Source organism: Arthrobacter sp. 210 2, assembly GCF_059093025.1.
In genome coordinates, this window is sequence record NZ_JBNHIE010000010.1 from 132358 (window position 1) to 149270 (window position 16913).

Sequence of the window (16913 nt, forward strand, 5' to 3'; positions counted from 1 at the left end):
CGGCCGTTGCTGTTTCCGGCGTCCGGTGCTTTCTTCCAGAGCCGTTTGTTCCGGGGGAGCCCAGCATGGTCCAGCCAGTAGCAATCGTCACGGGCGCATCCGCCGGGATCGGTTATGAGGCGGCAAGGAAACTGGCCGGCAATGGATCCAGCGTCTACGCCGGTGCCCCACGGGTGGACCGGATGGACCGGCTGAAGCCGCTCGGGGTCACTGTCCTGCCGCGTGACGGGACGGACGACGCATCGATGCGTGCCGCCGTCGGACGCGTCCTGGCGGAAAGGGGACGGATCGAGGTGCTGGTTAGCACGGGAAATGCGGGGGCGCTTGCGTCCACCAACAGGGCCAGGACATCCACACGGCCTGAGGTCATTGCGGAAGCCGTGCTGCATGCCGCCCCTTCCGCCCGGCCCAGGACCCGCTACCCGGTGGGCAGCGGAGCCAAGGCTATCCTGGCGCTGCGCCGGATCCTGCCGGACCAGCTCTACGACGCCGCAGTGAAGGTGGTGCTGAAACGCGTCGCACCCGGCTGAGGGTCAGAGATGGTATTCAATCTCGTATTCAGCCGGGTCCACGGCGGGCTTGGTCTCCCGCTGGGCATCGCGGTGGCGCCACTTGGCGGGAACGCCGGTGACGATGGATTCAGGCGGGGCGTCCTTGACCACGACGGCGTTGGCGCCCACGGCACTGTCCTCGCCGATGGTGATCGGACCGAGGATCTTGGCCCCGGCCCCGATGGTCACACGGTCCCCGATGGTGGGGTGGCGTTTGATCCGTGCCAGTGAGCGTCCGCCAAGGGTCACGCCGTGATACATCATGACGTCCTCGCCGATCTCGGCAGTCTCTCCAATGACCACACCCATGCCGTGGTCGATGAAGAAGCGGCGGCCGATCGTGGCACCTGGGTGGATCTCGATGCCGGTCACGAACCTGCCCAGCTGGGAGAGCAGCCGCGCCGGGAAGCGCAGGCCGGGATTCTGCCAGAGGCGGTGCGTCAGCCGGTGGATCCAGATGGCATGCAGGCCGGAGTAAGCGAAAAAGTTCTCGAAAGAACCCCGGGCCGCCGGGTCGTGGGACCGGGCGGCCTCGAGGTCTTCCTTTAGTCTTGCGAAAAAGCCCACAAAGTTCTTTCTACAGGAAACGGGGCGACAGACGGCTTAATCAGCCGCGGATGTCGTCATAGAGCACGGTGGAGATGTAACGCTCACCAAAGTCGCAGACGACGGCGACGATCAGCTTGCCCGCATTCTCCGGGCGCTTTGCCAGCTCCAGTGCGCCCCAGACGATGGCGCCCGAGGAGATGCCGCCCAGGATGCCTTCCTTGACGCCGAGCTCGCGTGCCACCCGGACGGAGTCTTCCAGGGTGGCGTCCAGGACCTCGTCGTACACGTTGGTGTCCAGGATCTCCGGCACGAAGTTGGCGCCGATGCCCTGGATCTTGTGCGGGCCGGGGGCGCCGCCGTTGAGGATCGCGGAGTCCTTGGGTTCGATGGCGACGATCTGGACGCCGGGCTTACGCTCCTTGAGGACCTGTCCGACGCCGGTGACGGTTCCGCCGGTGCCAACGCCGGCGACGAAGATGTCCACCTTGCCGTCGGTGTCAGTCCAGATTTCCTCGGCCGTGGTGTTGCGGTGGATCTCGGGGTTGGCCTCGTTGGCGAACTGCTGCGCCCAGATGGAGTTCTCCGTGTTGGCCACGATCTCCTGGGCCTTCTCCACGGCACCGCGCATGCCCTCGGAGCCCGGGGTCAGGACGATCTCGGCACCGAAAGCGCGCAGCATGACCCGGCGCTCGGTGGACATGGTCTCGGGCATGGTCAGGATGACCTTGTAGCCGCGGGCAGCACCCACCATGGCCAGGGCGATGCCCGTGTTGCCGGAAGTGCCTTCAACGATGGTGCCGCCCGGCTTGAGGGCGCCGGACTTTTCGGCGGCGTCGACGATGGCCACGCCGATGCGGTCCTTGACGCTGTTGGCCGGGTTGTAGAACTCAAGCTTCACGGCAACGGTGGCGTCCAGCCCCTCGCTGAGCCGGTTGAGCTTGACCAGCGGGGTACCGCCGACCAGCTGCGTTACATCGTCATAGATCCGTGCCATGTACATACGCCTATCTCTGAGGGGTGAATACTGAGGTCAGCCTAACGAGGCGGCGTAACCGTGGCTAAGCGTTAAGCCATGCAGAGTAATATTTCCTTGCCTTCGCGAGCTTGGGGTTGATGATCACCTGGCAGTACCCCTGCTCGGGATGCTTGGCGTAGTAGTTCTGGTGGAACTCCTCCGCGACATAAAAGCGCGGCAGCCGGCTGACCTCGGTGACGATCGGATGGGCCCACAGCGCCTGGTTCCGCTCGATGGCTTCCTCGAACAGGATCTTTTCTTCCGTGGTCTCGTAGAACATGGACGAGCGGTACTGGGTGCCCACGTCGTACCCCTGGCGGTTCAGCGTGGTGGGGTCGTGCAGGGCAAAGAACATATCCAGAATGACGTCCGCCGGAACAATGTCCTCGTCGAAGGTCACCGCCACAACCTCGGCATGCCCGGTGGTGCCGTTGCATACCGAGTAGTAGTCCGGGTTCGGATCGTGCCCGCCGGTGTAGCCGGACACCACAGAGGTGACGCCCCTGGTCTTCTGGTAGACGGCGTCGAGGCACCAGAAGCAGCCTCCGCCAAGAACAAAAGTTTTCATGACCTCTTCAATGGTTGGCGGCCCCGGATGATTCCCTGGCAGCCGTGGCGCCGCGCAGGTATGCCGGCCGGTACCGGGCTATGGGGTAAAACTAAGACTATGGAACCTGTGGACACCGACGTTACCGGCCCTAAGAATCCCGACGGCGACGCTCCCGCCGGCGAGCCGGCCGCGGCCGGCCCCGCGGATGCTCCCACGCTGGGTGAGCTGCTCCTGGCCGTCGAGGAACTGTGGCCGGAATCCCTGGCGGAAAACTGGGACGAAGTGGGCCTGGTGGCCGGCCACCCCTCCGCTCCGGTGACCAAGGTGATGTTCGCGGTGGATCCCACGCTCGAAGTCATCGAGGAAGCCGTGGAATGGGGGGCTGAACTCCTCATCACGCATCACCCGCTGCTGCTCAAGGGTGTTACGTCCGTCGCTGCCACTACCGCGAAGGGCCGCGCCGTGCACCGCCTCATCGAGTCGGGGACGGCTCTCCTTACCGTGCACACCAACGGTGATTCCGCCGTCGGGGGTGTATCCGATGTCCTGGCGGATGCACTGGGGCTGCAGGACGTCGCCCCGCTCACGGTGGCCGCCAACGGACTGCCGGAAGAGGGCATCGGCCGTGTCGGGGACCTCGCCGATGCCATGAGCCTGGGTGATTTTGCCGCCCGGGTCTTCGGAATCCTGCCGTCTGTTGCCGGGGGAGTGCGGGTTTCCGGTGACAAGGACGGCCTGGTTCGGCGCATCGCGGTCTGCGGCGGCGCGGGGGACTCATTGTTTAACGAGGTCCGGGCCAGCAATGCGGACGTTTACGTCACGGCCGATCTCCGCCACCATCCCGCGTCCGAGGCCAGGGAGGCGGCAGTAAACGGCCGGCCCTACCTGGTGGACGTTTCCCACTTTGCCAGCGAATGGCTGTGGCTGCCCGCCGCGGCGGCCGCCCTGGGCAACGTCCTCGCCGACCAGGGCCACGACGTCGAAATCCAGGTCAGTGCCACCAACAGCGATCCGTGGGACTTCATACTCACTCCGGGCTAAGCGCTAGAGTCTAGGAAGCGCCGTTCAGGTGCCCGGTTCCGGCCGGCAGGGATCAAGCGGAGGTAACAGTGGCGAAGGCAGCACCGGCGGAACAGTTGAAGTTGCTCGAACTGCAGGGGCTGGATGCCAAACTGAAGTCGCTCGCCAACCGCCGCCGCTCGCTGGAGAATGATCCCCGGATCAAGGACCTGGAGGCCGCGCTTTCGGTTGCCAGCGGCGAGCTGGGGGCAGCCAAAGTGGCAGTCCATGATGCCGAGGCCGAGCTGAAGCGTGCGGAAGCGGATGTGGAACAGGTTGCCTCGCGCATCGAGCGGGATGAGGCGCGGCTCAACAGCGGCACGGGCCTGTCCAAGGACCTCGTTGCCCTCCAGAAGGACATTGCCTCGCTGAACAAGCGCCGCTCGGACCTGGAGGACGTGGAGCTGGAGGTCCTGGAGCGGCTGGACACCCTCCGTGCCCGGCAGGCGGCCCAGCAGCTGATCGTGGACGATATCCAGGGGTCCTTCGGAAACATCCGCGCGGAACTTGATGAGGCCCTGGCCGCGGTGGACGCAGAAGCCGGCGAGGTCCGGGCGAAACGGACGGAGTTTGCGCAGGGGCTGGACGCCGGGCTGCTTGCTGTTTACGAGAAGACGCTGGCCAAGCGCGGCGTAGGTGCGGCGCGGCTGTTCCACGGGACGTCCGAAGCCTCGGGCATGAAGCTCAGCCCCGGCGACCTCGCCGAGATCAAGTCAGCCTCCGCCGACGACGTCGTCTTCTGCCCGGACTCGGGCGCCATCCTGGTCCGCTCGGAAGAGTGGGCCTGACCCGACTGGGTAGCGCCAAGTGTCGTTCTGAGGGTTCAAAACGCCACTTGGCGCGACTTAGTTGGGCAGGATAATGTTCAGGGCGTGCGGCTTACGGGCTGAACCCTCAACCAACTCCGCCTCCCAATTCTCCCGGGCGGCCTTGAGCAGTTGCTCCGGCGTGCCGGGGGCCTTCCCGCGGCGCACCAGCAGGTGCCGTGCCAGCTCACCCCGCGTGTGCTTGGCGAAGTGGCTGACCACCTTGCGCACCCCGCCGGTTTCCGTGAACACATTGACAGCGACGGTCCGGCCCGACGGCGGGGCCCACGCGGCGGCATAGGTGCTGGACCGGCAGTCCACCAGCAGGTGCCCCTCAGTCACTGCGCCAAGGGCCTCTGCCAGGAGCGGCTTCCAGAACGGGGCGAGGCGTCCGACGTCGGGCAGTGCCGTTCCCATCGACAGGCGGTAGGCGGGCACGCTGTCGCCAAAGCGGATGGCGCCCCAGAGCGCCGAGATCACCAGCACGGACTCCTCCGCCTTCCGGCGCTGGGCGGGGGTGAGGCTCTGGTAGCCCAGCGCGTCATAGAGGACGCCGGAATAGATCCGGTGCGCCGGAGCCGCCGGCTCCGCGTGGAGCCGGGTGTTGCGCTCGACGTCGTCCCGCAGCGACGTGCCCACGCCCAGCAGCGCGAGTGCGTCCTCGTGCGCACTGACCGTGCCCAGTGATTCCAGGACTTTTGCCCGGTACGGGTTGAGTTCCGGAAAGCCCAAAGAATGCCAGTCGACGGCCGAACCACGGACCGCGGGTGTCTTGCCTTCGGAGGGGGGAAGCAGAATCAGCACCGTCCGATACTACCGGCGCCATGATGGTGGGCCCGCGCCGGTAGACTGGAGGCGGATGGGACAGCCAGGCGGCCGCGCGTCACGCAAGTGGCTCGAGGAACGTCCGGGCTCCGCAGGGCAGGGTGGTGGGTAACGCCCACTCGGGGTAACCCGCAGGCAAGTGCCACAGAGAACAGACCGCCTGGGTCGCGCCGGTTTGAAAGCGGCACGAAGCAGGTAAGGGTGAAACGGTGGTGTAAGAGACCACCAGCTTCCCGGGTGACCGGGAAGGCTAGGTAAACCCCACCCGGAGCAAGGCCAGACAGGACACGTTTGAGGGCTGCCCGCCCGAGTGTCCGGGTAGGCCGCTGGAGGGTGCCGGCAACGGTACTCGTAGATGGATGGCCGTCGCTCCCTTTCCGGCAACGGAAGGGGAGGCACAGAACCCGGCGTATCGGCTGTCCCATCCACTCAACAGGCGTTTAGCCCCGTGATTACGGGGCTTTTGCCCTGCATTCCGGGGTTTATGCAAGTTCCGCTTGTCGCGTTATGACTGGGTTCGATCGTCTTATGGTCGGGTGTTTTGCCCATAATTTGCCCATGAGATCCAGCCTCAGAACTGGACGTAATGCCCATGCCATTCGCCCTCAGCAGGGCGGCGCACATCGGCGGCCGGGACCCAGCATCCGAAGTGTTGCAACTTGTCGTCCGTCCACACCACATCCACCCAGTCCCGCGAGTAGTACCTGGCGAAGCCGTGGACCTCGACCGTCCCGCCACTCGCCGGTGGAACCTGGGCGATGACCTCCGGCTCGGTGCGGTGCTCGAACCGGGTCACCCCGCCGACGTCCACCTCCGGCAGCGGATCGGCATGCTCGTACTCGGCCCCGTCCAGGTGAACCTGGTTGGCTTGTCGTGCAAACCACGGCGTTTAGTTGGTCGCGCCGGACCGCTGCCTGCGTGCAACCTCGGCTAGTAGGTCGGCGTCCGATGCGGCCGCCAGAGACGTGCCCCCGCCGCGTGACGCCAAGTCATAGCTGTCTTCGGCGTCTAGTTCGCCCATGGTCAGGGTGTCGGCTGCGCGGCCCGTCATCCGAATCACGTCGTCGATGATCTCCAGCCGCCATCCCAGAGCCGCCTCAAGCTTCCGGCGGGTATCTTCTGGCGGGAGGCTCCGGCCGAACTCAAAGTCTCGGATCGTTTTGTCTGACTCGATGCCTGCTTCCTTCGCCAACGCGGCCCTCGCTGAGCCGAGTTCTTCACGCCTCTGCTTAGCCAGCGCCCCCAGACGCCGCACAAGAGCTTCATTCCGAGTCTCGATCCCGTCGGTCAATGCGTCCCCCATTCTTGGTGCTCCCTAGAACACACTGTGATTTGTGACACAAGCCTACAAACGTGAACCATATCCGACCTAGGCCTACGCGCTACCGGTCCCTGGAACACCAGAAGCACCCGCCCACCGAAGTGGACGGGCGTTCAGCATCTTTGGGACCAAGCTGTGTTAGCGCGTCTGCGCCCAAGCAGCACCGACGTACTCATACCACTCGCACCATGCACCGGATGGCTTGCTGAACATGGGCATCCAGGGTCCGTAAACGTAGCGGCTTGTGCTGCCCAGCGATGCGCGGTTGATGCAATGGATTGCTACTCGGAACTCACCGGAACCATTGAAGCAGTAAGTCGAGCGGCTATTTCCGGCCCCACTGATAGGACAGTTCCACGGGGCGGCGCTGGCCGGAACAGCCGAGGCTGCTACTCCTCCCAGCCCGAGCGCCAGGGCCAGGCCTCCGGCCGCCAACCTTTTACAGACACCTGATGCTAGAGCGAATCTCATTTCAAGGCCTTTCTTGGTGCGAATAGTCCCAGAAAGTTATCGCGCGCTGATGCTTTCATGCGTCCCCTCTATTGGGAATACAAAACCGGTCAACCGAGGTGTATAACGCGATGGCCGAGACCAACCAAAGGAAGCGCCCCACCTCCGAAAAGATGAAGCGCTTTGTGGAGAAACGGCTTCACGGCCAGTGCGGCCGCGTACGAAGGCTTTACTAGCAATGGCACCGGCGTGCCCCTCCGCAGTCCTTACATACGGGCATCTTTGGCGCGCCGATGACACAAACGCTGCCGCCATCCCGCACGGGGGAGTAACAATGGATTTGGAAGCTCTTGCCCATGGATTGCCCTTGCCGGGGTGGAATTACGCGGAAAAGCTTCAGAACCGGCGAATCGGGTGGCCCATCCACTCATGACGTTTGACCTTGGAAGCTCTGTTGGGGATCCTGAACCGTGCCCGCAAATACTGATCCGCACCCGCCCTCCGGCACTCCGCGCCTGCTGACTCCCGGCCGCGTCCGGCAGGCGCTGGCCCTGCTGGGCTTCCTGGCCCTGTCATTTGCCGCCTGGGCCCTTGCCTCGATCCCCATCATCCTGAACTCGAACGGCTGGTTCGCCGGCTCGGTCAAGGCGCCGTGGATGCCGCCGGGATGGATGTTCCGGTCCATGTGGATGATGCTTTATGCCGGTGTTGCCGTCGCCGCCTGGCTGGTCTGGCGGAAGGGGGCGCTGCACGGCGGCACCTTGGCCGGCTATGTGGTCCAACTGGTGCTCAACGCAGGGTGGCCGTTGACGTTTTTTGGCCTGTTTCCCGTTTTCGGTACGGCTGCGTTATGGGGAGCCCTGGCGGTGATCAGCGGACTGGCGTTGTCCCTGGTGTTCCTGATCCTGCGGTTCGGCCCGGTCAGCGCACCGGCGGGCCTGCTGGTGCTGCCGTACTTCTCCTGGGTGGTGTTTTCCTCAAGCCTCAATTTCTACTCAGCCCTCCACAACTGACGTCACGTGTGAGTGATTTCACGCGGCCCGTGCCTGTTCATGGCAGTCAGCCAACTTAGAATGGATACCGGACGTAGGGGTTCTACCGCCGAAAGTTGCGTTCGCAGCCGGCGGTTTTTCTTTGCACACGATCCACGCGCCTGGGGGCCGAACCCTGCAGGCGTGGGTGCCCCTGGACATCATCAGGTGGCCGACATTCGCGTACGAAGACGTATGCGGCTGAACCGAGGAAGGTATTTCTGTGAGCCAGACGTCAGATTCTTGTCTTGATACGTGGATGGGCCGGGAGGCCCTCGCCGAGGCCATGATTCCGGTGATCGGCCGGCTGTACCGCGAGAACAACGTGGTGACCAGCATCCATGGCCGGAGCCTGATCAACAAGTCCACCATGAACATCCTCAAGGCGCACCGTTTTGCGCGCCGGATGAGCAAGGACGAACTGCTCCTGGAGGAGACCGCCCCGCTGCTGAACACCCTGGCGCAGCTGGAGCTGGGGGCCGCCGCGATCGACATCGCCCGGCTGAACCAGAAGTTCAAGGAAGAGGGCGACGGCCTCACACTGGAGGAATTCCTGCGTGCCGAGCTCGCCGAGATCGTGGGCAAGCGCGGCGGCGACGACCGCACCAGCACCGACGTCGTCCTGTACGGCTTCGGCCGGATCGGCCGGCTCCTGGCCCGCCTCCTCATCGAAAAGGCCGGTGGCGGCCACGGCCTGCGCCTGCGCGCCATCGTGGTCCGCCGCGGGTCCGACAACGACCTTTCAAAGCGCGCCAGCCTCCTGCGCCGCGACTCAGTCCACGGCTCGTTCGAAGGCACCATCCGCATCGACGAGGAAGCCAACACCATCACCGCCAACGGCGTCCAGGTGCAGGTCATCTACTCGAACGACCCCGCCACCATCGACTACACCGTCTATGGCATCAACAACGCCCTCGTGGTGGACAACACCGGCCGCTGGCGCGACGCCGAAGGCCTGTCCCAGCACCTGCAGAGTAAAGGTGTTGCACGGGTCCTGCTGACCGCTCCGGGCAAGGGCGAGCTGAAGAACATCGTCCACGGCATCAACCACCGCACCATTGAGGACACCGACCAGATCGTGTCCGCGGCGTCCTGCACCACCAACGCCATCACCCCCGTGCTGAAGGCCATCAATGACAAGTTCGGCGTGATCCACGGCCACGTGGAGACCGTCCACTCGTTCACCAATGACCAGAACCTGATCGACAACTTCCACAAGGGCGACCGCCGCGGCCGCTCCGCCGCGCTGAACATGGTGATCACCGAAACCGGTGCCGCCAAGGCCGTGGCCAAGGCACTGCCCGAGCTGCTCGGCAAGCTCACCGGCAGCTCCATCCGCGTCCCCACCCCGGATGTTTCGCTGGCCATCCTGAACCTGACCCTGGAAAACGGAACCACCAAGGACGAGGTCAACAACTACCTGCGCGAGATGTCGCTGCACTCGGACCTGCGCAAGCAGATCGACTACATCGACTCGCCCGAAGTGGTTTCCACAGACTTCGTCGGTTCCCGCCGTGCCGGCATCGTGGACGGCCTCGCCACGGTGTCCACGGACAAGAACCTGGTCCTCTACGTCTGGTACGACAACGAATTCGGCTACAGCTGCCAGGTTGTCCGCGTGATGGAGGAGATGGCAGGCGTCAACCCGCCGTCGTTCCCCGCGAAGGAAACCGCGGCGGCCCTGGCGGCAATCGCCGTCTAGTCCCGCCCCGGTCCCACATTTCCCGGCTGGTTCTCTGGAATCAGCCGGGAAACGGGACCACACTTGTGCCATGGATAAAGAATCGACGCTCCAGCACGAGACCACCCTTGAGCACGCCCTCGACGTCGCCAAAGCCAACCACAAAGAAGCCATCCGGTTGCTTGAGGGCGCCCGCGCCGGACACGCGGCGGGAGACGTGGGCGAGGACCGCGTCCGCCAGCTTGAAGGACTCCTGGCAATAGCGGAGGAAGACCTCCGAAGAGTGATGCGGGAGCAGTGACTGCCCCCGGCTGAACCCCCACCTCCCCTCCACACTGTGGAAAACAGGGGGCGGCCGTGCAGTTGTCCTAGGCTCTTGTGGTGCGTGATGTTGACCCAGGGGCAGGAGCCCCGTGACCGTGAGCTGGTCCGCCTACCGGCAGGCCCGCCGCCGTTCGCGCCAGGCGTGGATGCTGCTGGCACTTGCCGCCGTTTCCACGGTGGCGGGCCTGTTCTGGTTCTTCACGGCCGGCCAGTTTGCGGTTGCAGAACCGGCCGTGGCCGGTCCCGCCGAGGCGCCCGTCTTCGATCCTGCCTGGATGAAGCCCGTGGTGCCTGTCAACCGGATCCCGGAAGGCCACGCCCTGGACGCGCTGGAGGGCCTCGCCGTTAAGGGACGTGCGGGCAAGGACAACTATGACCGGGAGGCTTTTGGCCAAGCCTGGCTGGACGTTGACCGGAACGGCTGTGATACCCGCAACGACATCCTGCGCCGCGACCTGGCCGACGTTATCTTCGCGAAGGATTCCTCCTGCAGTGTGGCGGCCGGACGTTTCCACGAGCCCTACACGGCCCGGTTTGTCGACTTCCGCCGCGGCTCCGAAAGCAGCCGGGCAGTGCAGATCGACCACGTCGTGGCCCTGGCCGACGCCTGGCAGAAGGGCGCCCAGCGTCTTACTCCCGGCCAGCGCCAAAGCCTCGCCAACGATCCCCTGAACCTGGTCGCGGCCGATGGGCCCGCCAACCAGCAAAAAGGCGCCGGCGACGCCGCCACCTGGCTTCCAAAGAACAAGTCAATCAGGTGCCACTACGTCGCGCGCCAGATTTCCGTCAAGGCCGCCTACAGCCTGTGGGTAACAGAGGCGGAAAAGGATGCCATGAAGCGGGTGCTGGGATCCTGCCCCGGCCAGCAGACCATCACGGCGGACTGACCGGCGCCGGCCGCAGCAGTCAGTGCCCGAAGGGGTCCGGATCCACCCCGGGCATCCAGGTCAGCCCCGGCACGCCCCAGCCGTTCTTCTTGGCCTGCTTCATCGCCTTGCGGGCGTAGCGGTCCATCAGCCGGTTGACGTACAGCTTGCCGTCAAGGTGGTCGAACTCGTGCTGGATGACCCGGGCGAACCAACCCGTGGCCTCGAACTTCACCGGCTGCCCGAACCCGTCAAAGCCTTCCACCCGCGCCCATTCGGCGCGTTTCAGGGGATACACTTCCCCGGGAAAAGACAAGCACCCTTCTTCTTCTTCGTCCGGATCGGGAACCGCACCGGAGATCTTGGAGAGTGTCAGGACAGGGTTGACCAGCACGCCTGTGGGGGGTGCGTCGTCGTCGTTGGCGTACTTGTACACGAAGATCCTCTTGCCCACCCCGATCTGTGGGGCGGCAAGGCCTACGCCGTTGGCGGCGTCGTTGGTTTCGAACATGTCGGCAATCAGGGTGCGCAGTTCGTCGTCGAACACTTCCACTTCGGAAGCCCGGCGGTGCAGTACGGGTTCTCCCCAGATGGTGATCGGCAGAACGGTCATGTCAGCGGTCCTTCGGCGGTATCTCGTGCAAAAGCAATAGGACAAAACAAAGGAGGCCGCACCGGATATCCGGTGCGGCCTCCTTGCTGGACGGCTGCAATACCATCCTGTGAGGGTGAGCTACGGGGGTTGAACCCGCGACCTCCTGGACCACAACCAGGCGCTCTGCCAACTGAGCTAAGCCCACCATGCGCCCTGCAGATTACCGGCTAACCGGCCCTCTGGAAAGGCAACTCAAATAGCTTACCTGCTCTTCGGGAGTGCTTTGTCCACTTTTAGCCTTTTCAGCAAAAAATCCTGGAAACGTGGCGCAGATTACGTTTCCGCCAGCTCTGCATTTCCGCCCGAAGTGATGCGGCGGGCAATTTTCTGGGCGGTGGCGCTGTCCGGTCCGGGGGACGGCACAAAAACCGCTTCCCGGTAGTAGCGGAGTTCGTCGATGGAGTCCTTGATGTCCCCGAGCGCCCGGTGGCCGCCCTTTTTCGCCGGGGACTGGAAGTAGGCCCGGGCGTACCAGCGGCGGGAGAGCTCCTTGATGGTGCTGACGTCAATGACCCGGTAGTGCAGGTGCTCCACCACGGCAGGCATGTCCCTGGACAGGAAGACCCGGTCCGTGCCCACCGAATTGCCGCCCAGCGGGGCCTTCCGCGGGTCGGGCACCCACTCGGCGATGTACTCCATGACTGCTGCCTCTGCCTCGGCCATGGTTTTGCCGGCGGGAAGTTCCTTCAGGAGGCCCGACTTGGTGTGCATGTCCCGGACGAAATCGTTCATCTGGGCCACGGCGGCATCGTCGGGTTTGATGACCACGTCCACGCCGTCGCCGAGGATGTTCAGTTCGGAGTCCGTGACCAGGGCTGCCACCTCGATCAGGGCGTCGTTCTTGATGTCCAGGCCGGTCATTTCGCAGTCGATCCAGACGATTCGTTCGTTAGATATAGGCACCGGACCAGCCTACCGTTACACCTCCGGGCAACCGGCCGGTGCTAGGATTTCGGGTACGCGGCGGGTCGCCCTGCCGCTGAGGAAACGCGCCCCGGCCGGCTGTGCGGCCCGCCGGGCAGAAGCCGCGCAAACGCAAGAAGATTGGACGATCCTGAGATGACGGCGCCTGTGCCCGCGACGGGGGAGTTGGCGGCCGCCGCCACTGCCGCAGCAGGCGGTGCAGAGGTGGACAATCCCCGCTCGCCGCTGATCGCCGGTTTTGTGGGCTCCGTGTTCATGCTCATCGGCTCGCTGGGGGTGGGCTGGCTTGCCCCCGTCTCGGAACTTCGCCGGATGCCCCTGTTCATTTGGATGCGCGCCGAAGCGGCGGGTGTCGCCCTCTCAATCGTCCTCCTGGCCGTGGGCGGCATGCTCCTGGTCCGGGCCTGGCTGCGGCTGGGTCAAAAAGTGCGGGTCTGGGGGGATCAGGCGCGCAATGCCACCCTGATGGCCGTGGTGGCCTGGGGCCTGCCCATGATGTTCAGCGTCCCGCTCTTCAGCCGCGACGTCTACGCGTACATAGGCCAGGGCCGCCTCATGGTGGAAGGCTTCAACCCCTACGAAAACGGCATCTCGGCCCTGTCCAACTACTTCCAGCTTGGTGCGGACAAGATGTGGACGGAGGCGCCCGTTCCGTACGGCCAGCTGTTCCTGTGGATCGAACAGTTCGTCGTATGGGTTACCAATGTCCAGCCGGAAGCGAGCGTGATGCTGTTCCGGCTCGTGGCGCTGGCAGGTGTTGTCCTTTGCGTCATCTACGTGCCGAAGCTCGCTGAACTGCATGGCGTCAACCCGCACCGCGCCCTCTGGCTCACCGTGGCGAACCCGCTCTTCCTGACGAACTTCATCGCCAGTGTCCACAACGACGCGCTGATGATCGGCCTGGCGTTGGCCGGACTGTACTACTCAGCCACCCGGCGGGTGATCCGGGGCGTGGTCCTGGTGACCCTTTCCATTGCCGTCAAACCCATCACCATCGTCTTCCTGCCCTTCATCGGGCTGCTGTGGGCGGGACGTGACGCTGGCTGGGCACGGAAGTTCGTCTTCTGGGCGATGACAGGCGGGCTGAGCCTGGGCATCCTTGCCCTGATGAGCCTGGTCAACGGCTTCGGCTTTGGCTGGATCAACGGCCTGTCCGCCCCGGGAAGCATCTCCATCTGGTACGCGCCCGTGGGCCTGATCGGGATGGTGGTTGCCTCGCTGGCCAATTCGTTTGGCCTGGACGGAGCGGTCCTGGCTGACGTGGTGTTCGACGCCGGCAAGCTGCTGGCCGTGGGCGTGGTCGCGTCGCAGATATTCCGGGGGGACTATCACCGGCTGATGCGGCGCCTGACGCTGGGGTTTGCCGCGGTGGTCCTGCTGGCTCCGATGATCCAGTCCTGGTACGTGGTGTGGCTGATCCCGCTGTTTGCCGTCACCGGCATCCGGAACGACTGGCAGGTCAAGGCACTCTACTTCGTGGTTTCGTTCTTCATGATCTACGCCATTTCCGACCAGCTGGAAGTCTTTCCCTACCTCCAGACCGAGGATCTCGGTTTTGCGCTGGCGATGGCCCGGGTTGCCGCGGCCCTCACCGGCCTGCTGTTCGGCCTGTACCTGGTGTTCTGGGACCCGGGGACCAGGAGCCTGTTCCGGAAGGTGAACGAAAACGTCGTCGAACGTCCCGTCATCTAACCTTCCTTCCCGTTGATCCGCCGCAGCGCCTCCCGGCGGGAGAGCGGGCTGATGGCGGACGCGTGGCCGGCAACGAAGTGGGCCACCCACTCAGGGTTGGTCTTGGCGTATTCCCGCAGGGCCCAGCCGGTCGCCTTCCGGACGAAAAACTCCGGGTCCGCCAGGTTGGCCTCGATCACGCATGCCAGGAGTGTGGTGTCGGTGCTGCCCTTCGCCTTCAGTTGCGCGGTAATGGACGCGCGCCTGACCCAGAAGTCGGGATCGGTGCTCCAGCCCAGAAGTACGGCTGTCATCTCGGGGCGGTGGGCCTGCAGCAGGTTGCACAGGCGGCCCGACACCCCATCGGCGAAGTCCCACCAGGCCCCGCTGCGGATGATCTCCTCATACACCGGCAGCATGTACAGGTCCCTGGCCACCAGCCGGCTGCCCGTCAGGTCGATCGCCGCGTACCGTTCCTCCCGGACGGTGGAGGTCCGCCACAGCTCCAGTACCGTGGCACGGAGCTGGTCTCCCGACTCAAACGGCGCCGCGGAAGCGGCCGACGCGGCGATCCGGCGTACTTCAGGTACCCGCACACCCAGCGAGGGCAGGGTGGACTTCATGTAAGCCTGCGCGCCGGCAGCACGGGCGGGGTCCCCCCGTTCCCGCAGCGCTGCCCGGACGGCGTCGAGGACTTGCCGGTTAACCGGGCCGGGATTGCTCATGGGGCAACTCTAAAGGGGCAACGCTCCCGGGCTCCGTACTACGTCGCGCCTGCTGCCACACGCGCCTGCTGAACGGAAGCGGCGGGGAACGTCCAGCCGGCACGCGCAAGCCAGTCGGCGCATAGGGCAGGCCACTGCTCCGCCCCTGGCTCTCCCGCCGCCAGGCCCAGGCCGTGGCGGCCCTCCGGGAAAACGTGCAGTTCGGCCGGCACCCCGGCGCCGAGCAGGGCACCGGCATAGCGCAGGCTGTGGCTGACGGGGACGGCGGCGTCGTCCGCGGTGTGCCAGAGGAACGCCGGCGGCGTCTCCGCGGTGACCTGCAGGTCTGCGGACAGCTCAGCCAGGATGTCCGACGACGGCGCCTGGCCCAGGAGGTTGTCCACCGATCCCTGGTGGACGTCCTCAGTGCAGGACACCACGGGGTAGCACAGCACCGAAAGGTCCGGGACGGCTTCAGGGACGTCCAGGCGCGGGCTGCCGGTAACGGCGGCTGTGGAGAGGGTAGCGGCGAGGTGCCCGCCGGCTGAAAATCCCAGCACGCCCACGCGTTCGGGGTCTATCGCGAGGCCGTGTGCGCCGCTGCGGATGTGCAGCATGGCTTCCTTGGCATCCTCCAGGGGTGCCGGGTGCCGGTCCGGCGCCACACGGTACCTGAGCACGAAGGCGTGGATACCCAGCCCCGCAAGCCACTCGGCTACCGGCTCCGCCTCGTGGCCGGCCTGCCTGGCGTAGCCGCCGCCGGGAAGCACCAGGACCGCGGGCCGGGCGCCGCCGGCGTCCGAATGTGCCGGGACCGCCGTCAGGGTGGCAGCCACAGTCAGGCTGCCACTTCTGTGCTGCGGCGGAGCGTGACCTCGCCGGTGATCTGCTGCGGCAGGCCGGCGTCGTGGTCATCCCCGCCGTCCGCCCCCGGTGCGGTGGCCCGGGTGGCGAGCCGTCCTATCTCCTCCAGCGGCAGGCGGACGGTGGAGAGTGCGGGGCGGAAGTCGCGCAGGGTCTCGATGTCGTCAAAACCGGCAATGGTGGCATCCCGGGGAATCCGCAGCCCCTCTGCGCGCAGCGCGGCGGCGGCACCGATGGCCATCACATCGTTGACAGCAAAGATGCAGAGCCTGGGGCCGGTGGCTTCATCGGTGTCACGGCCGCCCTTGATCCGGGCCGCCAGCGTGAGGCCCGCCTCGTAGCCACCGGCACGGTTGAAGGAACTGCGCAGAATTTCCGCCGGTGCCCGTCCCGCCTTCGCGAGCCCCTCCTGGAAGCCCCGGATCCGGTCGTCCGAGGTAAAGAGTCCTTCGGGACCCCCGATGACCACGAAGTCGCCGTCCCAGCCGGCGGCCAGTTCGGTTGCCAGGGCACGTGCCAGTTCCTCGTTGGGAACGGCGATGACATGGTAGCCCTCGAGTGCCGAAGCGCCCACCACGGGATGACCGACCACGGCCACCCGCCCTCCGTTGCGGCAGTACCTGTCAAGCTCGGCAGCCAGTTCGGCGTTGTCGTCCCGGTCCTCGGTCCGCGACGAGCGGGACCCGGCGATCACGATGGAGTCGGCGCGGCGTGCGGCAAAGGCTGCCACGGCTTCCTTTTCTTCTGCCGGTGCGCCGCCGGTAGTGGCGAGCAGGACCATCTTGCGCTGCTCCCTGGCCGCGTCCTGCACTCCGCGGGCGATGGCGGCGAAGTAGGGGTCCGCGATGTCATGGACGATCAGCCCAATGAGGCCGGAACTTGATTTGGCCAGCCCCTGGGCCTGGGCGTTGGGAATGTAACCAAGCGAATCGGCGGCCTGCCGGACACGGTCCGCGATGTCCTTTCCAGGCTTGCGCGCAGAGCCGTTCAGGACACGGGACGCCGTGGCGGGGGATACCCCGGCCAGCCGGGCCACCTCGGTGAGGGTACTTGCAGCCACAGCAACT

19 protein-coding genes, 1 tRNA gene and 1 other RNA gene are annotated in these 16913 nt (G+C 65.4%); 9 read left to right on the top strand and 12 right to left on the bottom strand.

Features of this window, described 5'->3' with window-relative positions:
* Positions 1 to 65 precede the first annotated feature (65 nt).
* Positions 66 to 530, top strand: a complete 465-nt coding sequence (locus tag AC5RWA_RS17570) for an SDR family NAD(P)-dependent oxidoreductase (protein ID WP_494058500.1) — start codon at positions 66 to 68, stop codon at positions 528 to 530.
* A 3-nt stretch (positions 531 to 533) separates the two neighbouring features.
* Here AC5RWA_RS17570 and epsC read toward each other — a convergent pair whose 3' ends face one another.
* From epsC to msrA, 3 genes are all read right to left on the bottom strand, one after another.
* The gene (gene epsC, locus AC5RWA_RS17575; protein WP_079596372.1) at positions 534 to 1118 is read right to left on the bottom strand and encodes a serine O-acetyltransferase EpsC; all 585 of its coding nucleotides are present in this window, start codon (positions 1116 to 1118) and stop codon (positions 534 to 536) included.
* A gap of 40 nt (positions 1119 to 1158) precedes the next feature.
* Complete coding sequence (gene cysK / locus AC5RWA_RS17580; protein ID WP_079596428.1) at positions 1159 to 2094, bottom strand: cysteine synthase A; 936 nt, start codon at positions 2092 to 2094, stop codon at positions 1159 to 1161.
* Between the two features lie 64 nt (positions 2095 to 2158).
* Complete coding sequence (gene msrA / locus AC5RWA_RS17585) at positions 2159 to 2683, bottom strand: peptide-methionine (S)-S-oxide reductase MsrA (RefSeq protein WP_079596371.1); 525 nt, start codon at positions 2681 to 2683, stop codon at positions 2159 to 2161.
* Positions 2684 to 2782: 99 nt separating this feature from the next.
* On the opposite strand from msrA, the gene AC5RWA_RS17590 reads away from it, so the two are divergent.
* Entirely contained in the window at positions 2783 to 3706 is a 924-nt protein-coding gene (locus AC5RWA_RS17590; RefSeq protein ID WP_181884858.1) for a Nif3-like dinuclear metal center hexameric protein, read from the top strand.
* Between the two features lie 68 nt (positions 3707 to 3774).
* Positions 3775 to 4512, top strand: coding sequence for a zinc ribbon domain-containing protein (locus AC5RWA_RS17595; RefSeq protein ID WP_079596369.1), 738 nt, complete (start codon positions 3775 to 3777; stop codon positions 4510 to 4512).
* A 57-nt stretch (positions 4513 to 4569) separates the two neighbouring features.
* On the opposite strand, the gene AC5RWA_RS17600 is transcribed toward AC5RWA_RS17595, so the two are convergent.
* The gene (locus tag AC5RWA_RS17600; protein WP_494058501.1) at positions 4570 to 5334 is read right to left on the bottom strand and encodes a YaaA family protein; all 765 of its coding nucleotides are present in this window, start codon (positions 5332 to 5334) and stop codon (positions 4570 to 4572) included.
* Between the two features lie 56 nt (positions 5335 to 5390).
* Between AC5RWA_RS17600 and rnpB the strand changes: the two genes are divergently transcribed.
* Positions 5391 to 5783: RNase P RNA component class A (gene rnpB / locus AC5RWA_RS17605), an RNA gene on the top strand.
* Positions 5784 to 5926: 143 nt separating this feature from the next.
* Here rnpB and AC5RWA_RS17610 read toward each other — a convergent pair.
* Together AC5RWA_RS17610 and AC5RWA_RS17615 are read right to left on the bottom strand one after the other, a co-directional pair.
* Positions 5927 to 6166 carry a hypothetical protein gene (locus tag AC5RWA_RS17610; RefSeq protein WP_494058502.1) on the bottom strand — a complete coding sequence of 80 codons (240 nt, stop codon included), beginning with the start codon at positions 6164 to 6166 and terminating at the stop codon, positions 5927 to 5929.
* A 78-nt stretch (positions 6167 to 6244) separates the two neighbouring features.
* Complete coding sequence (locus AC5RWA_RS17615) at positions 6245 to 6646, bottom strand: helix-turn-helix domain-containing protein (RefSeq protein WP_494058503.1); 402 nt, start codon at positions 6644 to 6646, stop codon at positions 6245 to 6247.
* 950 nt (positions 6647 to 7596) lie between these two features.
* On the opposite strand from AC5RWA_RS17615, the gene AC5RWA_RS17620 reads away from it, so the two are divergent.
* The 4 genes from AC5RWA_RS17620 (at position 7597) to AC5RWA_RS17635 (ending at position 11049) form a co-directional block, all read left to right on the top strand.
* Complete coding sequence (locus AC5RWA_RS17620; RefSeq protein WP_494058504.1) at positions 7597 to 8139, top strand: TspO/MBR family protein; 543 nt, start codon at positions 7597 to 7599, stop codon at positions 8137 to 8139.
* A gap of 241 nt (positions 8140 to 8380) precedes the next feature.
* Positions 8381 to 9859 (top strand): glyceraldehyde-3-phosphate dehydrogenase, encoded by a 1479-nt coding sequence (locus AC5RWA_RS17625; protein WP_275729086.1) that lies wholly within the window; start codon positions 8381 to 8383, stop codon positions 9857 to 9859.
* 70 nt (positions 9860 to 9929) lie between these two features.
* Positions 9930 to 10139: a hypothetical protein gene (locus AC5RWA_RS17630; RefSeq protein WP_115525795.1), complete on the top strand. Its 210-nt coding sequence runs from the start codon at positions 9930 to 9932 to the stop codon at positions 10137 to 10139.
* 112 nt (positions 10140 to 10251) lie between these two features.
* Positions 10252 to 11049, top strand: coding sequence for an HNH endonuclease family protein (locus tag AC5RWA_RS17635; protein ID WP_494058505.1), 798 nt, complete (start codon positions 10252 to 10254; stop codon positions 11047 to 11049).
* 19 nt (positions 11050 to 11068) lie between these two features.
* On the opposite strand, the gene def is transcribed toward AC5RWA_RS17635, so the two are convergent.
* The 3 genes from def to orn all read right to left on the bottom strand — a co-directional run bounded on the left by def (position 11069) and on the right by orn (position 12586).
* Positions 11069 to 11641, bottom strand: a complete 573-nt coding sequence (gene def, locus AC5RWA_RS17640; RefSeq protein ID WP_115525797.1) for a peptide deformylase — start codon at positions 11639 to 11641, stop codon at positions 11069 to 11071.
* Positions 11642 to 11755: 114 nt separating this feature from the next.
* Positions 11756 to 11828: transfer RNA gene (locus AC5RWA_RS17645), tRNA-His, on the bottom strand.
* Positions 11829 to 11956: 128 nt separating this feature from the next.
* Positions 11957 to 12586, bottom strand: coding sequence for an oligoribonuclease (orn, locus tag AC5RWA_RS17650; RefSeq protein ID WP_079596361.1), 630 nt, complete (start codon positions 12584 to 12586; stop codon positions 11957 to 11959).
* Positions 12587 to 12742: 156 nt separating this feature from the next.
* Between orn and mptB the strand changes: the two genes are divergently transcribed.
* Entirely contained in the window at positions 12743 to 14299 is a 1557-nt protein-coding gene (mptB, locus tag AC5RWA_RS17655) for a polyprenol phosphomannose-dependent alpha 1,6 mannosyltransferase MptB (protein WP_494058506.1), read from the top strand.
* Here mptB and AC5RWA_RS17660 read toward each other — a convergent pair.
* The 3 genes from AC5RWA_RS17660 to AC5RWA_RS17670 are packed head-to-tail and all read right to left on the bottom strand — an operon-like array spanning position 14296 to position 16906.
* The gene (locus tag AC5RWA_RS17660; RefSeq protein ID WP_494058507.1) at positions 14296 to 15003 is read right to left on the bottom strand and encodes a DNA alkylation repair protein; all 708 of its coding nucleotides are present in this window, start codon (positions 15001 to 15003) and stop codon (positions 14296 to 14298) included. The two genes, mptB and AC5RWA_RS17660, sit on opposite strands and share 4 nt — an antisense overlap.
* 38 nt (positions 15004 to 15041) lie before the next feature.
* Positions 15042 to 15824 (bottom strand): alpha/beta hydrolase, encoded by a 783-nt coding sequence (locus AC5RWA_RS17665; RefSeq protein ID WP_494058530.1) that lies wholly within the window; start codon positions 15822 to 15824, stop codon positions 15042 to 15044.
* Positions 15821 to 16906, bottom strand: coding sequence for a LacI family DNA-binding transcriptional regulator (locus AC5RWA_RS17670; RefSeq protein WP_115525800.1), 1086 nt, complete (start codon positions 16904 to 16906; stop codon positions 15821 to 15823). The genes AC5RWA_RS17665 and AC5RWA_RS17670 overlap by 4 nt, the downstream gene beginning before the upstream one ends.
* Positions 16907 to 16913 lie beyond the last annotated feature (7 nt).